Source organism: Streptomyces sp. NPDC050564 (assembly GCF_044457265.1).
Classification (GTDB): domain Bacteria; phylum Actinomycetota; class Actinomycetes; order Streptomycetales; family Streptomycetaceae; genus Streptomyces.
This window is the reverse complement of record NZ_JBITGS010000015.1, coordinates 35264-58667: the sequence shown is the minus strand read 5'-3', so window position 1 is coordinate 58667 and position 23404 is coordinate 35264. Positions and strand designations below refer to the sequence as shown.

General features: G+C 70.2%; 21 protein-coding genes. 11 read left to right on the top strand and 10 right to left on the bottom strand.

Going from position 1 to position 23404, the window contains the following annotated elements:
• Positions 1 to 145: 145 nt before the first annotated feature.
• The gene (locus ACIBK0_RS23985) at positions 146 to 2131 is read left to right on the top strand and encodes an APC family permease (RefSeq protein WP_399083950.1); all 1986 of its coding nucleotides are present in this window, start codon (positions 146 to 148) and stop codon (positions 2129 to 2131) included.
• 176 nt (positions 2132 to 2307) lie between these two features.
• On the opposite strand, the gene ACIBK0_RS23980 is transcribed toward ACIBK0_RS23985, so the two are convergent.
• On the bottom strand, positions 2308 to 2679 hold the full coding sequence (locus ACIBK0_RS23980) for a cytochrome P450 (RefSeq protein WP_399083431.1): 372 nt from the start codon (positions 2677 to 2679) through the stop codon (positions 2308 to 2310).
• A 12-nt stretch (positions 2680 to 2691) separates the two neighbouring features.
• Positions 2692 to 3537 (bottom strand): hypothetical protein, encoded by an 846-nt coding sequence (locus ACIBK0_RS23975; RefSeq protein ID WP_399083428.1) that lies wholly within the window; start codon positions 3535 to 3537, stop codon positions 2692 to 2694.
• Positions 3538 to 3812: 275 nt separating this feature from the next.
• Here ACIBK0_RS23975 and ACIBK0_RS23970 point away from each other — a divergent pair, with 275 nt between their 5' ends.
• A complete protein-coding gene (locus tag ACIBK0_RS23970; protein WP_399083425.1) occupies positions 3813 to 5768 on the top strand; it encodes an amino acid transporter in 1956 nt (651 codons plus the stop codon).
• 173 nt (positions 5769 to 5941) lie between these two features.
• Here ACIBK0_RS23970 and ACIBK0_RS23965 read toward each other — a convergent pair whose 3' ends face one another.
• From ACIBK0_RS23965 to ACIBK0_RS23950, 4 genes are all read right to left on the bottom strand, one after another.
• Complete coding sequence (locus ACIBK0_RS23965; protein WP_399083422.1) at positions 5942 to 7456, bottom strand: ATP-binding protein; 1515 nt, start codon at positions 7454 to 7456, stop codon at positions 5942 to 5944.
• A 48-nt stretch (positions 7457 to 7504) separates the two neighbouring features.
• Entirely contained in the window at positions 7505 to 8224 is a 720-nt protein-coding gene (locus tag ACIBK0_RS23960) for a response regulator transcription factor (RefSeq protein ID WP_399083419.1), read from the bottom strand.
• Positions 8225 to 8571: 347 nt separating this feature from the next.
• Positions 8572 to 9177 (bottom strand): FMN reductase, encoded by a 606-nt coding sequence (locus ACIBK0_RS23955; protein WP_399083416.1) that lies wholly within the window; start codon positions 9175 to 9177, stop codon positions 8572 to 8574.
• Complete coding sequence (locus tag ACIBK0_RS23950) at positions 9174 to 10295, bottom strand: LLM class flavin-dependent oxidoreductase (protein ID WP_399083413.1); 1122 nt, start codon at positions 10293 to 10295, stop codon at positions 9174 to 9176. The genes ACIBK0_RS23955 and ACIBK0_RS23950 overlap by 4 nt, the downstream gene beginning before the upstream one ends.
• A 139-nt stretch (positions 10296 to 10434) precedes the next feature.
• On the opposite strand from ACIBK0_RS23950, the gene ACIBK0_RS23945 reads away from it, so the two are divergent.
• Positions 10435 to 11856, top strand: coding sequence for an MFS transporter (locus ACIBK0_RS23945; RefSeq protein WP_399083410.1), 1422 nt, complete (start codon positions 10435 to 10437; stop codon positions 11854 to 11856).
• A gap of 37 nt (positions 11857 to 11893) precedes the next feature.
• Here ACIBK0_RS23945 and ACIBK0_RS23940 read toward each other — a convergent pair whose 3' ends face one another.
• Positions 11894 to 12784 carry an NADP-dependent oxidoreductase gene (locus ACIBK0_RS23940; protein ID WP_399083407.1) on the bottom strand — a complete coding sequence of 297 codons (891 nt, stop codon included), beginning with the start codon at positions 12782 to 12784 and terminating at the stop codon, positions 11894 to 11896.
• A gap of 124 nt (positions 12785 to 12908) precedes the next feature.
• Here ACIBK0_RS23940 and ACIBK0_RS23935 point away from each other — a divergent pair, with 124 nt between their 5' ends.
• Complete coding sequence (locus ACIBK0_RS23935) at positions 12909 to 13316, top strand: winged helix-turn-helix transcriptional regulator (protein WP_399083404.1); 408 nt, start codon at positions 12909 to 12911, stop codon at positions 13314 to 13316.
• On the opposite strand, the gene ACIBK0_RS23930 is transcribed toward ACIBK0_RS23935, so the two are convergent.
• Positions 13289 to 13786, bottom strand: coding sequence for a MarR family winged helix-turn-helix transcriptional regulator (locus ACIBK0_RS23930; RefSeq protein WP_399083401.1), 498 nt, complete (start codon positions 13784 to 13786; stop codon positions 13289 to 13291). The two genes, ACIBK0_RS23935 and ACIBK0_RS23930, sit on opposite strands and share 28 nt — an antisense overlap.
• 349 nt (positions 13787 to 14135) lie before the next feature.
• The gene (locus ACIBK0_RS23925; RefSeq protein WP_399083398.1) at positions 14136 to 14606 is read right to left on the bottom strand and encodes a hypothetical protein; all 471 of its coding nucleotides are present in this window, start codon (positions 14604 to 14606) and stop codon (positions 14136 to 14138) included.
• 159 nt (positions 14607 to 14765) lie between these two features.
• On the opposite strand from ACIBK0_RS23925, the gene ACIBK0_RS23920 reads away from it, so the two are divergent.
• The 4 genes from ACIBK0_RS23920 to ACIBK0_RS23905 all read left to right on the top strand — a co-directional run bounded on the left by ACIBK0_RS23920 (position 14766) and on the right by ACIBK0_RS23905 (position 18295).
• Positions 14766 to 15101, top strand: a complete 336-nt coding sequence (locus ACIBK0_RS23920; RefSeq protein WP_369248325.1) for a YnfA family protein — start codon at positions 14766 to 14768, stop codon at positions 15099 to 15101.
• A gap of 184 nt (positions 15102 to 15285) precedes the next feature.
• Positions 15286 to 16074 carry an SDR family NAD(P)-dependent oxidoreductase gene (locus ACIBK0_RS23915; protein WP_399083394.1) on the top strand — a complete coding sequence of 263 codons (789 nt, stop codon included), beginning with the start codon at positions 15286 to 15288 and terminating at the stop codon, positions 16072 to 16074.
• Complete coding sequence (locus ACIBK0_RS23910) at positions 16074 to 16268, top strand: hypothetical protein (protein ID WP_399083391.1); 195 nt, start codon at positions 16074 to 16076, stop codon at positions 16266 to 16268. The genes ACIBK0_RS23915 and ACIBK0_RS23910 overlap by 1 nt, the downstream gene beginning before the upstream one ends.
• 398 nt (positions 16269 to 16666) lie before the next feature.
• The gene (locus tag ACIBK0_RS23905; protein ID WP_399083388.1) at positions 16667 to 18295 is read left to right on the top strand and encodes an alpha/beta hydrolase; all 1629 of its coding nucleotides are present in this window, start codon (positions 16667 to 16669) and stop codon (positions 18293 to 18295) included.
• Between the two features lie 166 nt (positions 18296 to 18461).
• Here the strand turns inward: ACIBK0_RS23905 and ACIBK0_RS23900 are convergent, their stop codons facing one another.
• Positions 18462 to 19655 carry an RtcB family protein gene (locus ACIBK0_RS23900; protein ID WP_399083385.1) on the bottom strand — a complete coding sequence of 398 codons (1194 nt, stop codon included), beginning with the start codon at positions 19653 to 19655 and terminating at the stop codon, positions 18462 to 18464.
• Positions 19656 to 19857: 202 nt separating this feature from the next.
• On the opposite strand from ACIBK0_RS23900, the gene ACIBK0_RS23895 reads away from it, so the two are divergent.
• The 3 genes from ACIBK0_RS23895 (at position 19858) to ACIBK0_RS23885 (ending at position 23275) form a co-directional block, all read left to right on the top strand.
• Positions 19858 to 20718: a DUF3558 domain-containing protein gene (locus tag ACIBK0_RS23895; RefSeq protein WP_399083382.1), complete on the top strand. Its 861-nt coding sequence runs from the start codon at positions 19858 to 19860 to the stop codon at positions 20716 to 20718.
• 147 nt (positions 20719 to 20865) lie between these two features.
• Positions 20866 to 21726, top strand: coding sequence for a DUF3558 family protein (locus ACIBK0_RS23890; RefSeq protein WP_399083379.1), 861 nt, complete (start codon positions 20866 to 20868; stop codon positions 21724 to 21726).
• 163 nt (positions 21727 to 21889) lie between these two features.
• Positions 21890 to 23275 carry a DUF2637 domain-containing protein gene (locus tag ACIBK0_RS23885; protein ID WP_399083376.1) on the top strand — a complete coding sequence of 462 codons (1386 nt, stop codon included), beginning with the start codon at positions 21890 to 21892 and terminating at the stop codon, positions 23273 to 23275.
• The last annotated feature ends 129 nt before the right edge of the window (positions 23276 to 23404 follow it).

The window sequence follows — 23404 nt, the reverse complement described above, 5'->3', positions numbered from 1 at the left end:
CATATGTACGTGTCCGACGAAACCCTAACGGTCCCTTAACGCCCCGCGGGCCTCCCGCCCTCCCTCCCGTCCCGCTCCCCCGGCTTAGTCTCCGCCCGTGTTCAACGTGACGGGGATCCTGAAGCGGCTGGTGATCGGCCGGGCGATGCGCAGCGAAGAGCTGCATGAGACGCTGCTGCCCAAACGGCTCGCCCTGCCGATCTTCGCCTCCGACCCGCTGTCCTCGGTGGCGTACGCGACGCAGGAGATCCTGCTGGTCCTCACACTCGGCGGGCTGGCGTATCTGCACTTCACTCCGTGGATCGCGGCCGCGGTCGTGACGCTGATGACGGTCGTGGTGCTGTCGTACCGCCAGGTGGTGCACGCGTATCCGAGCGGCGGCGGCTCGTACGAGGTGGTCTCCACGAACCTGGGCCCGTCGGCCGGACTGGTCGTGGCTGCGTCCCTCCTTGTCGACTACGTCATGACGGTGGCCGTCTCGGTCGCCTCCGGCGTCGACAACATCATCTCGGCGATCCCTGAACTCGCCGAACACCGCGTCCTGTTGGCGATCGGCTTCGTCGCGCTGCTGACCGCGATGAACCTGCGGGGCGTACGCGAGTCGGGCCGGGCCTTCGCCGCACCCACGTACCTCTTCATCGGCGGCGTCCTGATCATGGTGATCACCGGTCTGATCCGGTACTTCCTCGGGGACGCGCCGGTCGCCGAGAGTGCCGAGTACGGTGTCACGGCGGTTCCTTCGGACGCGCATCTCACGGGCCTGGCCCTCGTCATGCTGGTGCTGCGGGCGTTCTCCTCCGGCTGTACGGCGCTGACCGGTGTGGAGGCGATCTCCAACGGCGTACCGGCCTTCCGCAAGCCCAAGTCGAAGAACGCGGCCTCGACGATGGCGGCGATGGGCATCATCGCGATCGTCATGTTCGTCGGCGTCACCACGCTGGCGCTGATCACCAAGGTGCACATCACCGGTGACGCCTGCCGCCTGACCGGCCTGAACGGCGACTGCTCCTCGTACACGCAGCGCACCGTCATCGCCCAGATCGCGGCCGCGGTCTTCGGCGGCGAGCACAGCATCGGCTTCTACTTCATCCAGGCCGCCACCGCGCTGGTCCTGATCCTGGCCGCGAACACCGCGTTCAACGGCTTCCCGCTCCTGGCCTCGATCCTCGCCCAACACCGCTATCTGCCCCGCCAGTTGCACAACCGCGGTGACCGGCTCGCCTTCTCCAACGGCATCCTCGCTCTGGCGATCGTCGCCGGACTGCTGCTGTGGGGTTTCGACGCGAACGTCACCAGCCTCATCCACCTCTACATCCTGGGCGTGTTCACCTCCTTCACGCTCTCCCAGCTCGGCATGGTCCGGCACTGGAACCGCGAACTGGGTACGGAGCTCGACGTGGCCGCGCGCCGCCGCCACCACTCGGCCCGCTTGATCAACGCGTTCGGCGCGGTCGTCACGGGGCTGGTCCTGGTGATCGTCCTCGCCACCAAGTTCACGCAGGGCGCGTGGCTGGCGGTCCTCGCGGCGATCGTGCTGTGGGTGATGATGCGCGGGATCCGGCGGCACTACGACGCCACAGCGGCCGAGCTGGCGGTGACCGACCCGCACGGTGAACTCGTCCCGCCCAGCCGGGTGTTCGGGATCGTGCTCGTGTCGACGGTTCACAAGCCGACCCTGCGCGCCCTCGCCTACGCGCGCGCCTTCCGCCCCGACCGGCTGGAGGCCCTCACGGTCTCGGTCGACCGTGACGAGGCGGCCGCGCTCCGCACACGCTGGGAGGAGTACAGCATCGAGGTTCCACTGAAGATCATCGACTCCCCTTACCGCGAGGTGACCCGACCGGTCGTGGAGTACGTCCGCTCCATCCGACGCGAGAGCCCACGCGACATCGTCGCCGTCTTCATCCCCGAGTACGTCGTCGGTCACTGGTGGGAGAACCTCCTCCACAACCAGTCCGCCCTCTGGCTCAAGAGCCGCCTGCTCTTCACCCCCGGCGTGATGGTCACCAGCGTCCCCTGGCAGCTGACCTCCTCGGCCCACGCCGACCGTCCGGCCGCCCGAGCCCCCGGCTCATTCCGCCGCGGCGAGCCCCAACAGCCCCAGCCCCGGACCGGCTCACGCCCTGAGTAGCCGCACGTCCCGACCCTCCTTGCTGCTGCAGTTGGCGCGGGGAACTCCGCAATGTTTCAGGGGGTCCGGGGGCGCAGTCCCCAGGGACGGGACGGGCAGGGGCGGAGGGGCGAAGAAACCCACGGGTCCCACCACCCGCTCGGCGACCGGCAGGGACGCGCCGCAGCCCGGCGGGATCAGAACCGGACCGGCAGACCGATCGGGTAAGTGCCGTCGCCCGCGAACCCGACGCGCTGGAGGTCGCCTCGCTCGACCGCGAGGGTGAGGCCTTCGCGCCGCAGCAACAGCTGTTCGAGGATCACCTCGGTCTGCAGGTTGGCGAGCGCGGCGCCGATGCAGCGGTGCGCGCCGTGCCCGTACGCGATGTGTCCGGCGCCGCGCGCGGCCTCCCGGGTGAGGTCGAGCCGCCCGGGGTCGGCGAAGGTGCCGGGGTCGCGGTTGGCAGCGAGCAGCCCGCTCGTCACACCCTCTCCGCGACGTACCAGGACCCCACCCAGCTCCACGTCCTCGGTGGCATACAGGGTGGCGCCGACGCGGACCGCGGACACATACCGCAGCAGCTACTGCACGGTGCGCGACAGCAGTCCGGGCTCGGCGCGCAGCCGTGCCACCTCCTGCGGGTGGTCGAGCAGCGCGAGCACCGCGTCGGTGAGGAAGAACGCCGGCGGCGCGATCCCCGTGTTGATCAGCAGGAAGACCAGGGCGATCATCTCCTGTCGGGTCAGCCGCTGCCCCTCCTCCGCCTCCGCGCTGGAGCGCAGCAGATCGGAGGCCAGGTCCTCGGCGGGCTCGGCGGCACGGCGGTCGAGAAGGCCGTCGATGTACGCGGCGAGCCGGTCGATCCCGGGGAGGAAACGGTCCGGCTCGCCCGACTCGTAGTCGCGGATCCAGCCGCCCACCTTCGGCCGGTCCCCCTCCTCAACGCCGATGATTGCGCAGATCACGTTCGTCATCAGCGGGTACGCGAAGGCGCTCAGCAGGTCGAACTCGCCTCCCTTCGCGGCGAGTTCCTCGGTCAGATCCGAGGCGATGCGCTCGATCCGCGGCCGCAGCGCGGCTATCCGGCGCGGCGCGAAGGCCCTCATCACATGGGTGCGCAGCCGGGTGTGCTCCGGCCCGTCGACCAGCACCAGGATCTCCAGGTACTGCCGGTATTCCGGCGGCAGCCCCGCACCGTCGAGCAGCTCCGCGCCGACCCCGCCGCTCTCCATCCCCGCGACCTTCGCCGGATCCCGTACGAACCGGCTGTCGCCGAGTGCCGCCCTGACCACGTCGTAGCGCGCGGCCAGCCAGACCGGGGTCCGGGTCTGCGGCAGTGTCACCCGGATCAGCGACGCGTGGCCGTGCGAGGCGTCGTCGACCTGGGCGTGGGTCAGTTCGAGCGGGGCGGTGGTGGGCTCGGGCATGTCGGTACTCCGCTTTCGTGTTCGGTTTCGGTACGCCTGGCTGTGCACTGCTCGGCATGGTGCGGTGAGGACGGATCAGCACGGTTTCACGGCGGTTTCACGGCCCGGGAAGCGTGACACCCGTGAAAGTCCGCGACCGGCAGGTCTTAACGCAGCCTTGACGCGTTCGGCCCAGCTTTCCGTGGGCCCTGGGATCACTCTCTGCATACGCTGGTGCTGCCGTGTCCTCGATGGCCGGAAACTTTCGAAGAGAGCCGTACGTCAGGAGCACGCCGATGGCCGCCACCGACCACGACGCCCGCACGAGCCGCCTGCGTGGGTGGATGCTGGAAGGCCTGTCCGACATGGCCAAGCACCAGCAGGGGCAGCGGCCCGTCGAGACGGAGCACGCGCACAAGGGACAGCGCTGGTGGCGGGTGATGTGCCTGACCGGCGTCGACTACTTCTCCACCCTCGGCTACCAGCCGGGCATCGCCGCCCTCGCGGCCGGTCTGCTGTCCCCCGTGGCCACCGTCGTGCTCGTCATAGTCACCCTGGCGGGCGCACTGCCCGTCTACCGGCGAGTGGCCGAGGAGAGCCCGCGCGGCGAGGGCTCCATCGCGATGCTGGAGCGGCTGCTCTCCTTCTGGCAGGGCAAGCTGTTCGTCCTCACCCTGCTGGGCTTCGCCGCAACCGACTTCCTGATCACCATCACCCTTTCGGCGGCGGACGCCTCCACCCACCTCGTCGAGAACCCCCATCTGACCAGCGTGCTGCACGACAAGCAGATGCTGATCACGCTCATCCTCGTGGCGCTGCTGGGCGCGGTCTTCCTCAAGGGCTTCCTGGAGGCGATCGGGGTGGCCGTGGTCCTGGTGGCGGTCTATCTGGGGCTCAACACCGTGGTCGTGATCACGGGGCTGTGGCACGTGATGTCCGAAGGGCATGTGGTCACCGACTGGTCCAGCGCCCTGACCGCCGAGCACGGGAACGTCTTCGCCATGATCGGGGTGTCCCTCCTGGTCTTCCCGAAGTTGGCCCTCGGTCTGTCCGGCTTCGAGACCGGCGTGGCGGTCATGCCGCACGTCGAGGGCGATGCCGAGGACACCGAGGAGAAGCCGACCGGCCGCATCCGGGGCACGAAGAAACTGCTGACCACGGCCGCCCTGATCATGAGCGTGTTCCTGATCGCCACCAGCTTCATCACCACTGTGCTCATCCCGGAGAAGGAGTTCCAGTCCGGCGGCCAGGCCAACGGCCGTGCGCTGGCGTATCTGGCGCACGAGTACCTCGGCAACGCCTTCGGCACGGTCTACGACGTCTCGACGATCGCCATCCTGTGGTTCGCGGGAGCCTCCGCCATGGCCGGGCTCCTGAACCTCATGCCCCGCTATCTCCCCCGCTACGGCATGGCCCCGCACTGGGCTCGCGCCGTCCGCCCCATGGTGATCGTCTTCATCCTGGTCGCCTTCCTGGTCACCTGGATCTTCGACGCCGACGTCGACGCACAGGGCGGCGCCTACGCCACGGGTGTCCTGGTGCTGATGTCCTCCGCGGCCATCGCGGTGACGATCGCCGCGCGCAAGGCGGGGCAGCGCAACTGGACGATCGGATTCGCCGTCGTCGCCGCGGTCCTGCTCTACGTCACCGTCGTGAACGTCATCGAACGCCCCGACGGCGTCAAGATCGGCGCCTGCTTCATCGCCGGCATCATCCTCGTCTCGCTCCTGTCCCGGCTAGCCCGCGCCTTCGAACTGCGCGTCACCAGCGTGACCCTGGACGACATGGCCGAGCGGTTCGTACGGGACATCGCCAGCCGGCGGATCCGGTTCATCGCCAACGAGCCCGACAACCGCGACATCACCGAGTACCGGGAGAAGGTCGAGCAGATCCGGGCGGACAACGACCTCCCGGCCCAGGAGGACTTCGTCTTCCTGGAGGTCACCGTCCTCGACCCCTCGGAGTTCGAGGCGGGTCTGAACGTACGCGGCGAGGTCCTCCACGGCCGCTACCGCGTCCTGACCCTGGAGTCCTCCTCCATCCCCAACGCCCTGGCCGCCCTCCTCCTCCACGTCCGCGACGTCACCGGCTGCACCCCCCACATCTACTTCGAGTGGACCGAGGGCGACCCCTTCACCAACTTCCTCCGCTTCTTCCTCTTCGGCCAGGGCGAGGTCGCCCCCGTCACCCGAGAGGTCCTCCGCGAAGCGGAACCCAACCGCTCGCGACGTCCGCGCGTCCACGTCGGCTAGAGGTACGGTTTTCGCCCCCGCCGCCCCTTCCCGTCCCATCCCTGGGGGCTGCGCCCCCAGACCCCCCTGAGAGATTGCGCAGTTCCCCGCGCCCCTAAAAGGGGCGCGGGGTACTGCACGGCATGCAGGGGGTCGGGAGGAGCAGGGGCGGCGGGGCCAAGAAGCCACGCGCCTCAGCCCTCGTCCGCCGGACCGTTCCCACCCACCGTGAAACCGATCACCGTGCCGCCCCCGTCCCGCCGGAAGGCGAACGGCGTTCCACCGTGAGCGGTGGCCACCTCGCGGACGATGGACAGACCGAGCCCGGAGCCGGGCAGGCTGCGGGCGTCGGCGGCGCGGTAGAAGCGGTCGAATATGCGGACGAGGTCGCCGTCGGCGATGCCGGGACCGCGGTCGAGGACCTCGACGCGGACCGGCCCGGGACGACCGGCCGCGGCGACCGCGTCGGCGTCGGCACGGCCACCGTCGGCATCGGCGGCGACACGACGGCCGGCACCCATGGCCTCGACCACGATCTCGATCGGCGCCTTCCCCGCCCGATCGAACTTGGCCGCGTTCTCGACCAGGTTGGAGATCGCGCGCTGCAGGGCGGTGGGCCGCCCGTCGACCGTGGTGTCACCGCCCACCCGCACGGTGATGTCCCGCCCGGTACGCCGCCGGGCGACGATCGCGACGTCCTCGGCGAGGTCGGCGAGGTCGAGCCGACGGACGGGTTCGGTGTCGGACTGGCCGGCCGCGAGAGCGACCAACTCGTTGACAAGGTCGGTCAGTTCGCGTGACTCCAGAGCCAGGTCGGCAACGAGTTCCTCGCGCGCGGCGGGCGGCAGCTCGTCGATACGGCGGAGCATGGAGATGTTCGTACGCAGCGAGGTCAGCGGTGTACGCAGTTCATGGCCCGCGTCCTGGACCAGCCGCCGCTGGTCCTCCTCGGACTGGGCGAGCCGGCCGAGCATCCGGTCGAAGGAGCGGCCGAGCCGGGCCACCTCGTCGTACCCGGTGACCGGCACCTGGATGCCGAGCCGCCCGGTGCGCGCGACATCCTCGGCGGCCCCGGCGAGCCGCACCAGCCGCCGCGTTATCCGGCGGGCGAGCCACCAGCCGAACAGCCCCGCCGCGATCACGACCGCCCCGACGAGCAACACGGTCCGCTGCTGCAGCTCCCGCAGCAGATCCTCGGTGTCACTGAACTGCTGGGCCACCTGCACGGCGCCCCGTGCGCCGCCGAGCGCGACGGTCGCCACCCGGTAGCGGTCGCCGGCGACGTCGACCTCCTTGTGCTCCTCCAGCTTGCCCGCCGTCCCGTCGTCGGCGATCGCCCGGTCGTGACTGTTCACGGGCAGCGGCGGGTTGCCCCGGTCGACGATCGCGCCGCCGGGCCCGAGCACCTGTACGTCCGTACGGCTCGGCCGGATGATGTCGTCGAGCGGCCCGTCGTGGTCGGGCTCGGACGAGGCGAAGTCGCCCGGCTGCAGCGGGTGCTCACGCACCTGGTCGCGCAGGTCCTGCACGACCTCGGCGAACACGGTCTGCTGGTCCACGCGCACGAGCCGGGCGGCGGCGTCGTAGCTCAGGAACCCGACGAGGACGGTGACGGCGGCGGCGACAGCCGCGAAGGACACGGTGAAGGTGGCCCGCAGGGAGGACACCCGTCGAAACCGGGGCCGGGCAAACCGGAGCGACCTGCGCAACCAGGTGGATCGGGGCGAGCCGGGTGATCTGCTGGAGCCGGGCGGCACTCAGTCCTCCCTCAGTACGTACCCCACGCCCCGCACCGTGTGGATCAGCGCCGGTGCTCCCGGCTCGTCGAGCTTGCGCCGCAGATACCCCACGTACACGGCGAGGTTCTTGGAGCCGGGGCCGAAGTCGTAGCCCCAGATCCGGTCGTAGATGGTGGCGTGGTCGAGGACGATGCCCGCGTTGCGGACCAGCAGTTCGAGGAGCTCGAACTCGGTCCGGGTCAGCTCCAGCTCCCGCTGCTCGCGCCACGCGCGTCGCGCCTGGATGTCCATGCGCAGCCCGGCCGCGACGATCTGTCCGTCGGGCTCCTTCAACGGCGGTACGTCGACGGGGGTGCCGTTCGCCGCGTCCGTCCCGGTGCGGCGCAGCAGGGCGCGCAGCCGGGCGAAGACCTCCTCGACGTCGAACGGCTTGACCACGTAGTCGTCGGCGCCGGCGTCCAGGCCCGCGATGCGGTCCGCGGTCTCGACGAGCGCGGTGAGCATCAGGATCGGCGTGCGGTTGCCCTCCGCACGCAGCACGCGGCACACCTGGAGTCCGTCGATGCCGGGCATCATCACGTCCAGCACCAGCACGTCCGGTGGGGTGCGGTGGGCCTGGGCCAGTGCCTCCACCCCGTCGGCGACGGCCGTCACCTCATAGCCCTCCAGTGCCAGCGCCCTTTCCAGGGCGTGACGGATGGCACGGTCGTCCTCGGCGAGCAGCACATTCTGGGGCACCCCACCAGTCTGCCAAGCCCTCGGCCGGGCACCACCTGATGAGAGCCCCCGCGACCACCCTTCTTACCCGCCTCTCACCACGTCCCGGCGCGTCGCCTTACCTCCCCCGGTCACTGTGTCCCGTATGTCAGGACGGGCGAGCCCCTGACACGCCCCGGCCGCCCCGAGACTCCCCCGGCTCGGGGCCGGCCGGAGCTCGGGGGCGGCCGGGGCGGCTTCCGGACCCCCGACAAAAGACTGCGCAGTTCCCCGCGCCCCTGAAAAAGGGGCGCGGGGAACTGCGCGAACGGGGTCCGGGGCGGAGCCCCAGGTTCGGGTCGGGCAGGGGCGGAGGGGGTGAAACGCCCCTACGGCCGCAACGCCCCCAGTTGCTGCTCGAACGGGATCACCTCGAAGCCACCCCCGGCCCTGACCGGGGCCGCTGCTGCCGCCGGCACGGCTCCCATCAGCCGCGCCAGCTCTCCCGCCGCCCTCTCGATCCGCTCGGCCAACCCTTCCGCTCCCCAGTCCTCCGACGCCGCGTACACCCCGGTGGGCACGACCACAGCCCGCAGATACGCGAAGAGCGGACGCAGGGCGTGTTCAAGGACCAGCGAGTGCCGCCCGGTACCACCGGTCGCCGCGATCAGCACCGGCTTCCCGGCGAGCGCGTCCTTGTCCCCGACGGTCAGCACGTCGAAGAAGGACTTGAACAGCCCGCTGTAGGAGGCGGAGAAGACCGGCGTGACGACGATGAGACCGTCCGCGGACGTCACGGCGTCGATCGCGTCGGACAGCCCCGGCCCGGGAAAGCCGTTCGTGAAGTTGTGGGCGATCTCGACGGCGAGGTCGCGCAACTCGACGACCTGGACGTCGGCGACCGTCCCACGGACCGCGGCGGCCGCCAGCCGGTCACCCAGCAGCCGGGTGGACGACGGAACGCTCAGCCCCGCCGAGACGACGACGAGCTTCATACGACGGTCACTCCCTCCGAAACCTCTGAATCCTGCGACGCCGCCGAAGCGGCGGCGGCCACCCGAGCCGCATGCGTCGGCGCCTGCGGCACATCGGCCGCCCGTCCCTTGGCGAACTCCTCACGCAGCACCGGCACGACCTCCTCGCCCAGCAGGTCGAGCTGCTCGAGGACGGTCTTCAGCGGCAGCCCCGCGTGGTCCATCAGGAAGAGCTGGCGCTGGTAGTCACCCGCGTACTCGCGGAAGGACAGCGTCTTCTCGATCACCTGCTGCGGCGAACCGACGGTGAGCGGAGTCTGCTCGGTGAAGTCCTCCAGGGACGGCCCGTGCCCGTACACCGGCGCGTTGTCGAAGTACGGCCGGAACTCCCGTACCGCGTCCTGCGAGTTGTGCCGCATGAACAGCTGGCCACCGAGCCCGACGATCGCCTGCTCGGCCGTGCCGTGCCCGTAGTGCGCGTACCGCTCGCGGTAGAGCTCGACCATCCGCTTGGTGTGGTCGGCCGGCCAGAAGATGTTGTTGTGGAAGAAGCCGTCGCCGTAGTACGCGGCCTGCTCGGCGATCTCCGGCGAGCGGATCGAGCCGTGCCAGACGAACGGCGGTACGCCGTCCAGCGGCCGCGGCGTCGCGGTGAACGACTGCAGCGGCGTACGGAACTTGCCCTCCCACGTCACCACGTCCTCGCGCCACAGCCGGTGCAGCAGCGCGTAGTTCTCGATGGCGAGGTTGATGCCCTGGCGGATGTCCTGGCCGAACCAGGGATAGACCGGCCCGGTGTTGCCGCGCCCCATCATCAGGTCGACCCGGCCGTCGGCCAGGTGCTGGAGCATCGCGAAGTCCTCGGCGATCTTCACCGGGTCATTGGTGGTGATCAGGGTCGTGGACGTGGAAAGGACGAGCTTCTCGGTGCGCGCGGCTATGTAGCCGAGCATGGTGGTCGGCGACGACGGCACGAACGGCGGGTTGTGGTGCTCGCCGGTCGCGAAGACGTCCAGGCCGACTTCCTCGGCCTTCTGCGCGATGGCGACCATGGCCTTGATGCGCTCGTGCTCGGTCGGTGTCCTGCCCGTGGTCGGGTCGGGGGTCACATCGCCGACGCTGAAGATCCCGAACTGCATGGTCGCTCACCCTCCAAGTTGTTTACGATTCAACTATACCCCCCAACGACCACACCCCGGCCGCTATTCCACGCACCCCGAGCGCCTCCTCCGGCTAATCGCTTGACCCGCCCACCCGTCATGCGCCAGATTTATCTGCGTGACACAGATACTGCATGACTCAAAAGAAACTTCGCACCCTCCCGCCCGCACCCGCTGGGCCATCCTCGGAGTGGTCCTCGCCGCCGATGTCCTGGACCTCCTCGACGGCACCATCACCAACATCGCCGCCCCGACCATCGCCGAAGACCTCGGCGGCGGCGCCGGCCTCATCCAGTGGCTCGGCGCCTCCTACGCCCTCGCGCTCGGCGTACTGCTCGTTCTCGGCGGCCGGCTCGGCGACAAGTACGGTCGCCGCCGCCTCTTCCTCGCCGGCCTCGGCGGCTTCACCGTGGCCTCCCTCGCGTGCGGGCTCGCGCCGACTCCCGGCACACTCGTAGCCGCCCGCCTCGCACAGGGCGCCTTCGGCGCGCTCGTCATCCCGCAGGGCTTCGGCATCCTCGGCGCCGCCTGGCCCCGGGACCAGATCGGCAAGGCGTACAGCCTCTTCGGTCCGGTGATGGGCCTCTCCGCCGTCGGCGGCCCGATCCTCGCCGGATTCCTCATCGACACCGACATCGCCGGCCTCGGCTGGCGCTCGATGTTCCTCATCAACCTCGTCCTCGGCGGCGCCGCCCTCCTCGCCGCCGCCCGCCTGCTCCCCCGCGACCCCGGCGACCGCACGGTCAGCGTCGACGGCCTCGGCTCCGCCCTCCTCGGCGCCACCATGCTCGGTCTGCTCGCCGGCCTCATCGAAGGCTCGGCTCACGGCTGGACCCCCACGAGCACCGCACTCGTCGCCGCCGGAGTCGCCCTCTTCGCCGCCTTCTGCCGCCGCCAGCGCACCGCGGCCAACCCCCTGATCCAGCCCTCCCTCCTCCGCAACCGGGGCTTCACCTCGGGACTCGTCCTCGGCATCGTCTTCTTCGCCGCGGTCGCCGGACTCCTCTACGTCGTCTCGCTCTTCCTCCAGCGGGGCCTCGGCCGCTCCCCGGCGGGCGCCGCACTAGGCCTGATGCCCCTGTCCGCCGGCATCGTCATCGCCTCGATCGCCTGCTACCGACTGATCGGCGCACTGGGCCGCCGCCTCGTCCTCATCGGCCTGCTCATCACCCTCGCCGGGACCGGCTACCTGCTCGCCCTCGTCACCACTTCCGGGACGAGCGCCGGCAGCTGGGCCCTGGTCCCGCCACTGCTCGTCGTCGGCCTCGGCATGGGCACCTGCTTCGGCTCGGTGTACGACGTCACGATCGGCGACATCGCCGCCGACGAGGCCGGCAGCGCGGGCGGCTCACTGGGCGCGGTCCAGCAGCTCGCCAACGCGATCGGCGCCGCCGCCGTCACCACCGTCTACTTCAAGGCGAACGGCGGCGAGGCCCACGCCACCACCGTGAGCCTCACCGCCGTCGCCGCCGTCACCCTCCTGTGCTGCCCCCTCGTGGGCCTGCTGCCGCTCAAGGCACCGGAGGAACAACATCACTGAGGGGACCGGGGACCCACCCGCACTTTCCCGGGGCCGCTCAGGGCTGCAGGACCAGCCGCCCCCGCAGACCGCCCTCCGCCAGCCGGGCGTGCGCCTTGGCCGCCGCGTCCAGCGCGTACGTCTCGGCGACCCGGAGCGTCAGCACCCCCTGGTCGACGAGCGCCGCCAGCTCCGCGAGCCGCGCCCCGTCGGCGGCGACCTCCACCGAGCCGGTCCGCACGCCCCGTACGGACGCCGGGTGGGCGCCCGGGATGACCCCCACGAACGCGCCGCCGTCGCGCACCCACTCCAGTGCCGCCGCACCGAGGATCGCGGCGTCCAGCACCCCGTCCACGCTGCCCGGCGCCACGGCACCCGACACGAACCGGGCCGCCCCCAGCGACCGTACGAGCTCCTCGTCGGCCTCTCGGGCAAGGGCGGTCACGGACAGCCCGCGGTGCGCGGCGAGTTGGACGGCATAGCCACCGACCGCGCCCGCCGCACCCGTGACCAGCAGGCTCTGTCCCGGCTCCAGCCCCAGCAGATCCAGGGCCTGCGTGGCGGTCAGGGCGTTCAACGGCAGGCTCGCCGCCTGCACCGCGTCCACCGAAGCGGGCGCCTTGGCCACGGCATCCGCGTCCACGACCACGTAATCGGCGTGCGTGCCAAGAGACTTGGCGGGGCCGTAAGCCAGCGCCACCACGTCGTCGCCCACCGTCCACCCCGTCGCCACACCCGTGGCATCGACGGTCCCGGCCACGTCCCACCCCAGCCCCAACTGCTTGCCCGCACCTCCGAAGCCGCCCGCGCGCACCCCCGCGTCGACCGGATTGAGCGCGGCCGCCGCGACCTTGATCCGCACCTGCCCGGCACCCGGCTCCGGCACCTCGACCTCGACGAGCTCCACGGCCTCCGGACCACCAAAAGCGTTCACAACCGCTGCGCGCATGGCAATTCTCCCCATTCAAAGACGTTCTGCCCGGGTTTCCTTCCCGTTGCAACAACCCTATGAAGAGTTACTATCTCTCGGTAAGTAGGCACCTGAAGGTGCGTACGTCACCCGGAGGTGAGCCATGGCGACCACGACGGCGGCCCAGCGGCGCGAGAAGGCGCGCGTCGAGTACGACGCGTTCATCAAGAGCTGCCCCACCAACCAGCTCCTCGACCGCATCAGCGACAAGTGGGTCAGCCTGATCGTCAGCGCACTCGCCGAAGGGTCGATGCGCTACAGCGACCTCGGCCGCAAGATCGCGGGCGTCAGCCCCAAAATGCTGACGCAGACACTGCGTTCACTGGAGCGCGACGGCATCGTCTCCCGCACCGTCACCCCGTCCGTACCAGTCCGGGTCGACTACGAACTCACACCCCTGGGCATGAACTTGAGCTGCCTGCTCACCGCCGTGAAGGACTGGGCGGAACGGCACATCGAGGAGGTCAACGAGGCACGCGACCGCTACGACGCGTCCTCCGAGGCCTCCTGAAAGTCCCCGCCCCGCAGCCGCGCGATCTGCTCCGCGCTGAAGTCGACCGTACGACGCATATGCCCGATGATCAGGGCGAGTTCCGCATCCTCGAGCCCATCGAAGAGTTCGTACCACCCGCCACCCAGCCGGTCCCACATCCGCCCGAACTCGGCGAGCTTCTCGGGCACGGTCGCCACGAGCACCCGCCGCCGGTCCACCGCGTCCCGCTCCCGCACGACGTACCCGGCCTTCTCCAGCCGGTCCACCAGCCGCGTCGCCGAGCCGGTCGTGAGCCCCGTCAGCTCGGCGATCCGCCCCGTGGTCACCGCCCCGTCCTCCAGGCTGAGCAGATTCAAGCACTGCAGATCCGTCGGGTGCAGCTTCAAATGATCAGCAACGGCCTGGTTGAAGAGCGCGTACGACGCCATATAGCGACGCGACACGACGGACAACTCATCGAGCAGCCGTCCCCGCACGTTCCCCGTCATCACGCACACCCTTCCTCTGCGCCGAACAGAAATCGTACGACGCAGACACATCGGACGGACGCCACAGCCACCGACCCGGGAACGCACCCAAGCCCCCACGCGCCCGCGGCCGCGGCCGCACGGAAGGGGCCGTGCCGGTACATCGAATGCCCGTCGCTTACGTTCGGATCCGGAAACAGCTCCCCACGACCCAACGTCTGATCCACCGGCGACGGGCGGATGCACCGGCACGGCCCCGACCCCCCACCGACCCGGGGTGCGGGCACGAGCACGAGCAGGGGCGCGAGCACAGACGCAGGTACAGACGCAGGTACAGACACAGACACAGACACGGACGCAGGCACCCCCACTAGAACAAGTACGAATCCCCCGTATCCAGCGCCAACACCCGCTGCCGGTCATTCGCATGGTTGCGATCCACCGCCCCGCCACCCCACACCGTGTCGATCTCGAGAGTCACCTCGGACGGCACGCCCACCAGCCGCACCGTCACCCCGATCTCCTCGCCCAGCCCGTCGGCGGCCAACGCCCCCGTCCGGCACACCACCGTCCGCTCCCCCGACCGCGCGCACTGCTTCGGCAGCCACTGCACATCCGCGAGCGGAGCCGACCAGCGCAGCCGCACGGTCGCGTCGGAAACGGCGGTCGGCCCGTGGTTCTGCGGGGTGAACCGGACGTCGACGGTCCCGGCGGCCAAGGACACGTACCCGTGATAGGCGAGATCGGCCTCGGGAGCCAGGGCGAAGCCCGGCGCCGCCGCACCCCCCAGCAGAAACGCCCCCGAACCCACCACGCCCAGCACTCGCATCCCCATCCGCATGACGTCATTTCCTTCGCTAGACCGACAGGTCGTGAGGTGATCAGGCCACGGTCGGGTGATCAGGCCAGCGTCACGGGATGTATCCCACCCCTGGCCGCCGACAGGCGCCGTCCATCAGGTGACGCAATCGCCCACACGACCGCATGCGAAAGTGACCGCATGCTGATCGTCCGGTCCGCCGCCCTCTTCGTCCTCGCCGCGCTCTTCGAGATCGGCGGCGCCTGGCTGGTCTGGCAGGGCGTACGCGAGCACCGCGGCTGGCTCTGGATCGGCGCGGGCGTCATGGCCCTCGGTGTGTACGGCTTCGTGGCCACCCTCCAGCCGAACGCCGAGTTCGGCCGCATCCTCGCCGCGTACGGCGGAGTCTTCGTGGCCGGCTCCCTCGCCTGGGGCATGGTCGCGGACGGCTACCGCCCCGACCGCTGGGACGTCACCGGCGCGCTGATCTGCCTCGCCGGAATGGCCGTCATCATGTACGCGCCACGCGGCAGCTGACGCCGCACCACGCATCGACGGTGTCACAGCACCCACCGCCCGTCGGCCGCGGAGCCCTGTCAACTCGACGCCGACGCCCACCACCTGCCTATCCTGGCGAGGATTCCCGTACACACGCCCGTACACACCGCACGAGCACACGTCTCGTACGGCACCGCACGAGCACCCGCCCGAGGAGCCAAAAATGACCGCGCCATCCGCGCCCTCCGTGCCGTCCGCCCCCTCCCGCATCGCCGTCGTCACCGGCGCGAGCAGCGGTATCGGCGCGGCGACGGCCCGGCAGCTCGCCGCGGCCGGCTACCGCGTCGTGCTGACCGCCCGCCGCAAGGACCGCATCGAGGCGCTCGCGGAGGAGATCAACGCGGCGGGCCACCAGGCGGCGGCGTACGCGCTGGACGTCACGGACCGCGCGGCGGTCGACGAGTTCGCGACCGCCTTCAAGACGGTCGGCGTGCTGGTCAACAACGCGGGCGGCGCGCTCGGCGCGGACCCGGTCGCGACGGGCGACCCGGCGGACTGGCGCCAGATGTACGAGACGAACGTCATCGGCACCCTGAACGTCACCCAGGCCCTCCTGCCCGCCCTCACCGCGAGCGGCGACGGCACGGTCGTCGTGCTCTCCTCCACCGCCGGCCACGGCACCTATGAGGGCGGCGGCGGCTATGTCGCCGCCAAGCACGCCGAGCACGTCCTCGCAGAGACCCTCCGTCTGGAGATCGTCGGCATGCCCGTCCGCGTCATCGAGATCGCGCCCGGCATGGTCAAGACGGACGAGTTCGCGCTGACCCGCTTCGGCGGCGACACGGAGAAGGCGGCGAAGGTGTACGCGGGCGTTGCCGAACCGCTGACCGCCGACGACGTGGCCGACACCATCACCTGGGCGATCACCCGCCCCAGCCACGTCAACATCGACCTCCTGGTCGTACGCCCCCGCGCACAGGCGTCGAACACGAAGATCCACCGGGAGTCGTGATGCCCCACCCGGCAGACGCCGGCGACGCCACGGCCGACGCAGCCGCCACGGCCGACGCAGCCTCCGGGGACCGGCAGCGGCTGGCCCTGGAGAAGAAGCGCGAGCGCATGGTCTGGTACTACCTCGCGTACTTCCTCTTCGGCATCCACATCGTGGCGTTCGTCATGATCTACGCGGTGACGCACGCGAAGTGATCGCGGCGGGCCTTCTGGCGGACTGGCACGCCACGAACCCGCACCGCACCCGGACCTGGCCGGCGTACGGCACCTCCCCCGCCGAAGTCATGACGCTCTTCCTGTCGGCGCTGACGTCCCGCCACGGCTCAGTACAGAACTACGTCACGGGCGCCCTCGGCCTGGACACCACATTCACGAGCGAGCTCCGAGCAGTCCTTCTCGAAGAGCCCTCCGTCCCCTCCCCCCTGACCTTCCGCCAGGCCACGGGGAGAAAAGGACTCCGGCGACATCCACGCTCGGCCATTCGGCTGCGGCCGGCTCGCGCGTGTCGCCGGACCGCGGTGCTGTGGACACGGAGGCGTGCCGACGTCGAGCGCATGGGCGACGTCGGGCGCACAGCCGTGAAAGGACAAGGCATGCACATATCCGGACCAATAGCGGGCCGTCGGAGTTGCGCCGCGGCCATCGCCGCAGTGGTGGCCTGCTGGACGGCACTGCCCGGGCCGGACCTCGCCGCGGCCGACGGTGCGCCGACACCTTCGGTGCCCGCCCCGAAGCTGGACTGGAGACCCTGCGTTCAGGGCAGCCCGTTCGACTGCGCGACCGCGAAGGTGCCGCTGGACTACCGCAACCCGCGCGGCCGCGGCGTCGAACTGGCCCTCGTGAAACGGAAGGCGACCGGCCCCGGACGGCGCATCGGCACCCTGTTCTTCAACCCTGGCGGACCCGGCGGGGCAGGAACGATTCAGATGCCACAGAACTACGAGTTCTTCCCGCGGGAGGTACGGGAGCGGTTCGACATCGTCAGCTGGGACCCCCGCGGGGTCGGCAACAGCACCGCGGTGAACTGCTTCGCGAGTCCCAAGGAGGCCAACGCCTGGAGTGCGAGCAGACCGGCCGGCTTCCCGGTCGGCGAACAGGAGCGGAAGACCTGGATCGCCGCGTACAAGGATCTGGCCCGGCGCTGCCGGCAACGTGACCCCGAGCTCCTGCGCCATGTCTCGACCGCCGACACCGCTCGCGACCTCGACCAGCTCCGCCAGTCGGTGGGCGACCCACAACTCACCTACCTCGGCATCTCCTACGGATCGATCCTGGGCGCCACCTACGCCAACCTCTTCCCCGGCAAGGTCCGCGCCATGGCCCTCGACAGCAACATCGACCCGCAGGCCTGGACGAACCATGCCTCCGACGACGACCCCCGGCTCACGACATTCCTGCGCATGGGCTCGGACCGCTCCGTGGCGGCAACCCTGGACAGGTTCCTCTCCCTGTGCGGGTCCGCCACCACCGCCCGCTGCGCCTTCTCCGCCGGCGGCCCGAAAGCGACCCGCGACAAGTTCGACCAGCTGGTGCGGCGGCTCCGGGGGCATCCCGTGGGCGCGTGGAGCTACGGCCGTACGGTCAGCGACGTGGTGAACAGCCTCTACGTCGTCCACCCCGGATGGACGGACCTCGCCGGCAGGCTGCAGGACCTGTGGCAGGGCCGCGTCCCGGGGCCGTCTCCACTCCAACCCGCACCCCCGGTCCCGAATCCGCATCCGTACGTGGGCGAGGAACAGGCCGCTGCGGTGCTCTGCTCCGACAGCCCCAATCCGCGTGACCCCGGTGTCTATCACGCCTTGGAGGAGGCCAGCGCCACCGGTACGGGCGACACCGGACGCTTCTGGACCTGGGCCGCCGAGGGGTGTGCCACCTGGCCGGCGGTCGCCGCCAACCGTTACCGCGGCCCGTGGAACAAGCCGACGGCGCACCCCGTTCTGGTGGTCGGCACCACCTACGACCCCTCCACTCCCTACACGAACTCGCAGGCCATGGCCAAAGAACTGGCCAACGCCCGCCTGCTCACCAACAACGGGTACGGGCACACCGCGCTGATCAACCCCAGCAGCTGCATCGCGACCCACGAAAGCCGCTACCTCGTCGACGGCACCCTTCCACCGGTCGGAACAACGTGCCGACCGGACACGCCCCCCTTCTCCGCACCCAAGCCGAGCGGCGGCGTCTCCACCGGCGGCGGAGCGATGGCCGGCATCGTCTCCTGAGCACGCGGTTGCCCCGCAGCCAGGGCACGCGCCGACCCGATCGAGCTCCGGAGCTCCCCGGCATCCATGGCGCGCCGCTCTACCGCCAGGCGCCAGACCCCCGGCTCACAGCGAGGGCCCCGGACTGCGGAGTCCGGGGCCCGTCGGTCGGGTGGAGTGCTGGGCGTCAGCCCTTCACGCAGACGACCTGCTTCAGCTTCGCCACGACCTCCACGAGGTCGCGCTGCTGGTCGATGACCTTCTCGATCGGCTTGTAGGCGCCCGGGATCTCGTCCACGACACCGGAGTCCTTGCGGCACTCGACGCCCTGGGTCTGCTCTTCCAGGTCGCGCGTCGAGAAGCGACGCTTCGCCGCGTTGCGGCTCATCCGCCGACCCGCGCCGTGCGACGCCGAGTTGAACGCCTTCTCGTTGCCGAGGCCCTTCACGATGTACGAACCCGTACCCATCGAGCCCGGGATGATCCCGTACTCGCCGGAGCCCGCGCGGATCGCGCCCTTGCGGGTCACGAGCAGGTCCATGCCCTCGTAGCGCTCCTGCGCCACATAGTTGTGGTGGCAGGAGATCTCCTGCTCGAAGGTCGGCTTCGCCTTCTTGAACTCCTTGCGGACCACGTCCTTCAGGAGCGCCATCATGAGGGCGCGGTTGTGCTTCGCGTACTCCTGCGCCCAGAACAGGTCGTTGCGGTACGCCGCCATCTGCGGGGTGTCCGCGACGAAGACCGCGAGGTCACGGTCGACCAGGCCCTGGTTGTGCGGGAGCTTCTGCGCCACACCGATGTGGTACTCGGCCAGTTCCTTGCCGATGTTCCGCGAACCGGAGTGCAGCATCAACCAGACAGCTCCGGTCGTATCGGTGCAGACCTCGACAAAGTGGTTGCCCGATCCGAGGGTTCCCATCTGCTTCGTGGCGCGCTCCTGACGGAACTTCACGGCCTCGGCGACCCCGTCGAACCGCCCCCAGAAGTCGTCCCACCCGCCCGTGGCCATCGCATGGAAGCGCCCCGGCTCGACCGGGGACTCATGCATCCCCCGCCCCACCGGAATGGCCTCCTCGATCTTCGACCGAAGCCGAGACAGATCCCCCGGCAGATCATTGGCCGTGAGCGAGGTCTTGACCGCGGACATCCCGCACCCGATGTCGACCCCCACCGCCGCAGGACACACCGCGTCCCGCATGGCGATGACGGAGCCGACGGTCGCGCCCTTCCCGTAATGCACATCGGGCATGACGGCCAGGCCCTTGATCCAGGGCAGGGTCGCCACGTTCTGGAGCTGGCGCAGTGCGACGTCCTCGACCGACGCCGGGTCGGTCCACATGCGGATGGGAACCTTCGCCCCCGGAACCTCTACGTACGACATATCGTCCTCATTCCCCCGAAAAACAGCAGAAGTCATAAATCGCAAAACCGGCGCCAAGGTCGACGTATGGGACAACGGACCGGCGTTCACGGCAGTGCGTGCGATACACATTGTCTCCAGGGGCCGCCCCCACGCGGCAACCGAATAACCACAGGACACCCCGGCCGCAGGCCCGTCGGGAACCGTCGAGAGGAGCCTGACCGTGCAGCGGAAGGCGTACGTACCCGGCATCGCCGTGCTCCTCGCGGCACTGCTGGCGAGCTGCACGGGCAGTTCGGGCAGCAGCGGCGGCTCGGCGGACGACTCCAAGGGGAGCGACACCGGTACGACGGCACCCGCGGCCCAGCCCGGCAAGTACCGCACGCTCCCGGAGGCCTGCGGCGCGGTCGGGCACGACAGCCTCGACTCGATGCTCCCCGGGATCAAGCAGATCGCGGACGCGGAGACGCGCGACAAGGCATACGACGGCGAGGCCACGCTCACCTACGACACGGACCGGCGCGACGGCTGCCGCTGGAAGGTGGAGTCCACGTCCGCCACCGATCACCTTCTCGTCGACTTCCAACGCGTGGTCTCGTACGACAACGCGGTGAGCGACGCCAACAAGGCCGAGGAGATCTACGGGGGCAAGGAGACGACGGCCGACCTTCCCGAGCCGGCCGACTCCAGTTCCGGTTCGACTGCGAGCACCGACACCGCGACCCCTTCCTCCCCCTCGCCGTCCGCGTCCTCCTCTTCGTCCGCGTCCTCCTCCTCGTCCGCGTCCTCCTCCTCGTCCGCGACCGCGACCGCGACCGCCTCCCCGACCGAGACCCCGGCCGATCTCCAGCCCCGTACGCTCGACGGTCTGGGCGACGAGGCGTTCCTGAACGACAAGCTGAGCCCGGCGTCCTCGGCGGCCCAGCAGCGCACGGTGACTGTGGTGTTCCGCACGTCGAATGTGATCGTGACGATCGAGTACGCCGAGCAGCCGACCGCTTCCACCGACGCTCCGGACAGCAAGGAAATGCAGGACAGGGCGCGGAAACTGGCGCAGAAGCTCGCGGACACGCTCAACGGATAGGGGGTCCGCGGCGCCTCCCGGCCCCCTCGCTCAAACCCCTCGAACCGGAAACGCACAGCCGCCTCACCGCGTACCGTGGCCCCTCGGACCCGACCGGCCGCACGTTCCATGTGCGGCCGCACCACGAGCGCCACGAGTGAAGGAACCATGCACCGACCAGTACAGCGAGTAGGCCGAGCACCGCGACTCACCCGCATCCTCGTCAGCGCAGCCGCCGTTCCGGTGATGCTTGTCGCCGCCGGTTGTTCCTCGGACTCCGGCTCCGGCGACGACGCCAAAAAGAGTGCCGATTCGAGCCCCGACGCGAAGGCGTCCGCGAGTGCCTCGGCGAACGCCGTCAAGCCGGCGGCGTACGCGACGCTGCCCGACCCCTGTTCGGTGCTGTCGAAGAAGACGCTGGGCGAAATGGTTCCAAAGGGCAGCAAGTCCGGCAAGGAGGGCAAGTCGGACGATGTCGCGACACGCGGCAACTGCTACTGGAGCAGCCTCGACAACAACGGCGTGAAGGGCTCGCAGTTCCGCTGGCTGAACGTGGCCCTGCTGCGTTTCGACTCGGACTCGCGCGGCGAGGGCGGCCGGCTCGCGCACAACTACTTCGAGAAGCAGGTCACGGGCGCCCAGTCGGTGGCGGGCGCCAAGAACACCAAGTCGCAGCCGGTGTCCGGGACGGGCGACGAGGCGACGGCCGTGAGCTACGACCTGAAGAAGAAGGAAGGCTCCTTCAAGCAGCAGACGATCGTGACCCGGGTCGAGAACGTCGTCGTCACGCTCGACTACAACGGTGCCGGCCTGGCGGGCGAGAAGACCCCGAACCCCGCCGACCTGCTGAAGGCGGCCGAGAAGGCCGCGAAGGAGGCGGTGGCCGCGGTGTCCGCCGCGAACCAGGACGGGGGCTCCACGGCGAGCTCGTCCCCGTCGAAGTCGGCTTCCCCGTCCACATCGGCGTCGAAGTCCGCTTCGCCCTCCAAGTCGGCGTCGCCGTCCAAGTCCGCGACCAAGAAGAGCTGACGGACATCCGGCTCCGCCCGGGCCTCAACTCGTAGCCTCACCAAGCCATTTGCAGGAGCCCGGCCCCCGCGGGGACCGGGCTCCTGCCGTACCGCCCGCCCGTACGCCGCACACATGTGCCACCCTGTTGCCCGCAACAACGCGCAATGGGAGGGGAGTACGGGTGGCCGCGCCCATTCAGCTCACACGGATGCACCGCGTTCTCATCGGCGTGGTCGTCGCCGGTGCGCTCATCATCGCGGGGATCGGCTTCGCCGGTTCGTACGCGGCGGTGCGCGAGCTTGCCCTGAAGAAGGGCTTCGGGAACTTCGCGTACGTCTTCCCGATCGGCATCGACGCGGGCATCTGCGTCCTGCTCGCCCTGGATCTGCTGCTGACCTGGATCCGCATCCCCTTCCCGCTGCTGCGCCAGACGGCATGGCTGCTGACGGTCGCGACGATCGCGTTCAACGGCGCGGCGGCCTGGCCGGACCCGCTGGGGGTCGGCATGCACGCCGTCATCCCGGTGCTCTTCGTGGTGTCGGTCGAGGCGGCCCGGCACGCGATCGGCCGGATCGCGGACATCACCGCCGACAAGCACATGGAGGGCGTCCGCCTCACCCGCTGGCTGCTCTCCCCGGTCCCCACCTTCCTCCTGTGGCGCCGTATGAAGCTGTGGGAGCTGCGCTCCTACGAACAGGTCATCAAGCTGGAGCAGGACCGTCTCGTCTACCAGGCCCGCCTCCACTCCCGCTTCGGCCGCGCGTGGCGCCGCAAGGCCCCGGTGGAGAGCCTGATGCCACTGCGGCTCGCCCGGTACGGCGTCCCGCTCGCGCAGACCGCGCCCTCGGGGCTGGCGGCGGCGGGGATCGAGCCCGCGCTCCTGCCTCCGGCTCCGCAATCCGAGCTGGCTGCGGGCGATCGTGCCGCCGGGGCGGCACTCGCCCCCGAACTCGACATGGTTGCGGGCCGTCGTGCCCCTGAGGCGGCACCCGTCCCCCAGAGAGCGGTACCTCCCGGCGAGCAGCGGCAATACCCCGAGGGCAACCAGGATCCACAGCAACTGGACAGCCCCCAGGGCCCCGACCAGAGCCCCTGGTTCGCACCCCCCGAGCAGAACGTCGTCTACGAGGGCGGCTACGACCCCGCATACCAACCCCCGTACGACCCGTCGTACGCCCAGGAGCAAGAGGGCTGGCAGTGGTACGAGGAGCAGCAGGCGCAGGCGTACGAGCCCGGCCCGGAGGAGACGGGCAGTTTCCCCATCCCCGCGGGCCCCGGCCGCACCCGCCAGCTGGGCGAGGGCGCCGCCCCCGAGCCGGAGCAGCTCCCCATCCCGGCCCCGAGGGAGGAGCAGTCCCCGCTGGCCGACGAGAAGACCCGCGAGGAGAGCTTCTACCAGGTGTTCCGCCAGTCGATAAACGGCCAGGGCCTGCCCACGAAGGGTGAGTTCGGCAACAACGTCGAGGCCACCTACGGCGTCACCCTCACCGACAGCGAGCTGAGGCGCTACATGAACCGCTTCCAGAACCGCTTCAACGCGGAACTGGAGGAGGACCACATCGCCTGAGTACCGACGTACGACGGAGGGGGGGGCCCGGGGTGACCCGGGGGCCCCCCCCGCGGTAACCCCGGACCCCGAACCGCCCCCCCCCGTGGGCACCCCGGCCCGGCCCCCCGCCAGCCCCACCGGGGGCCG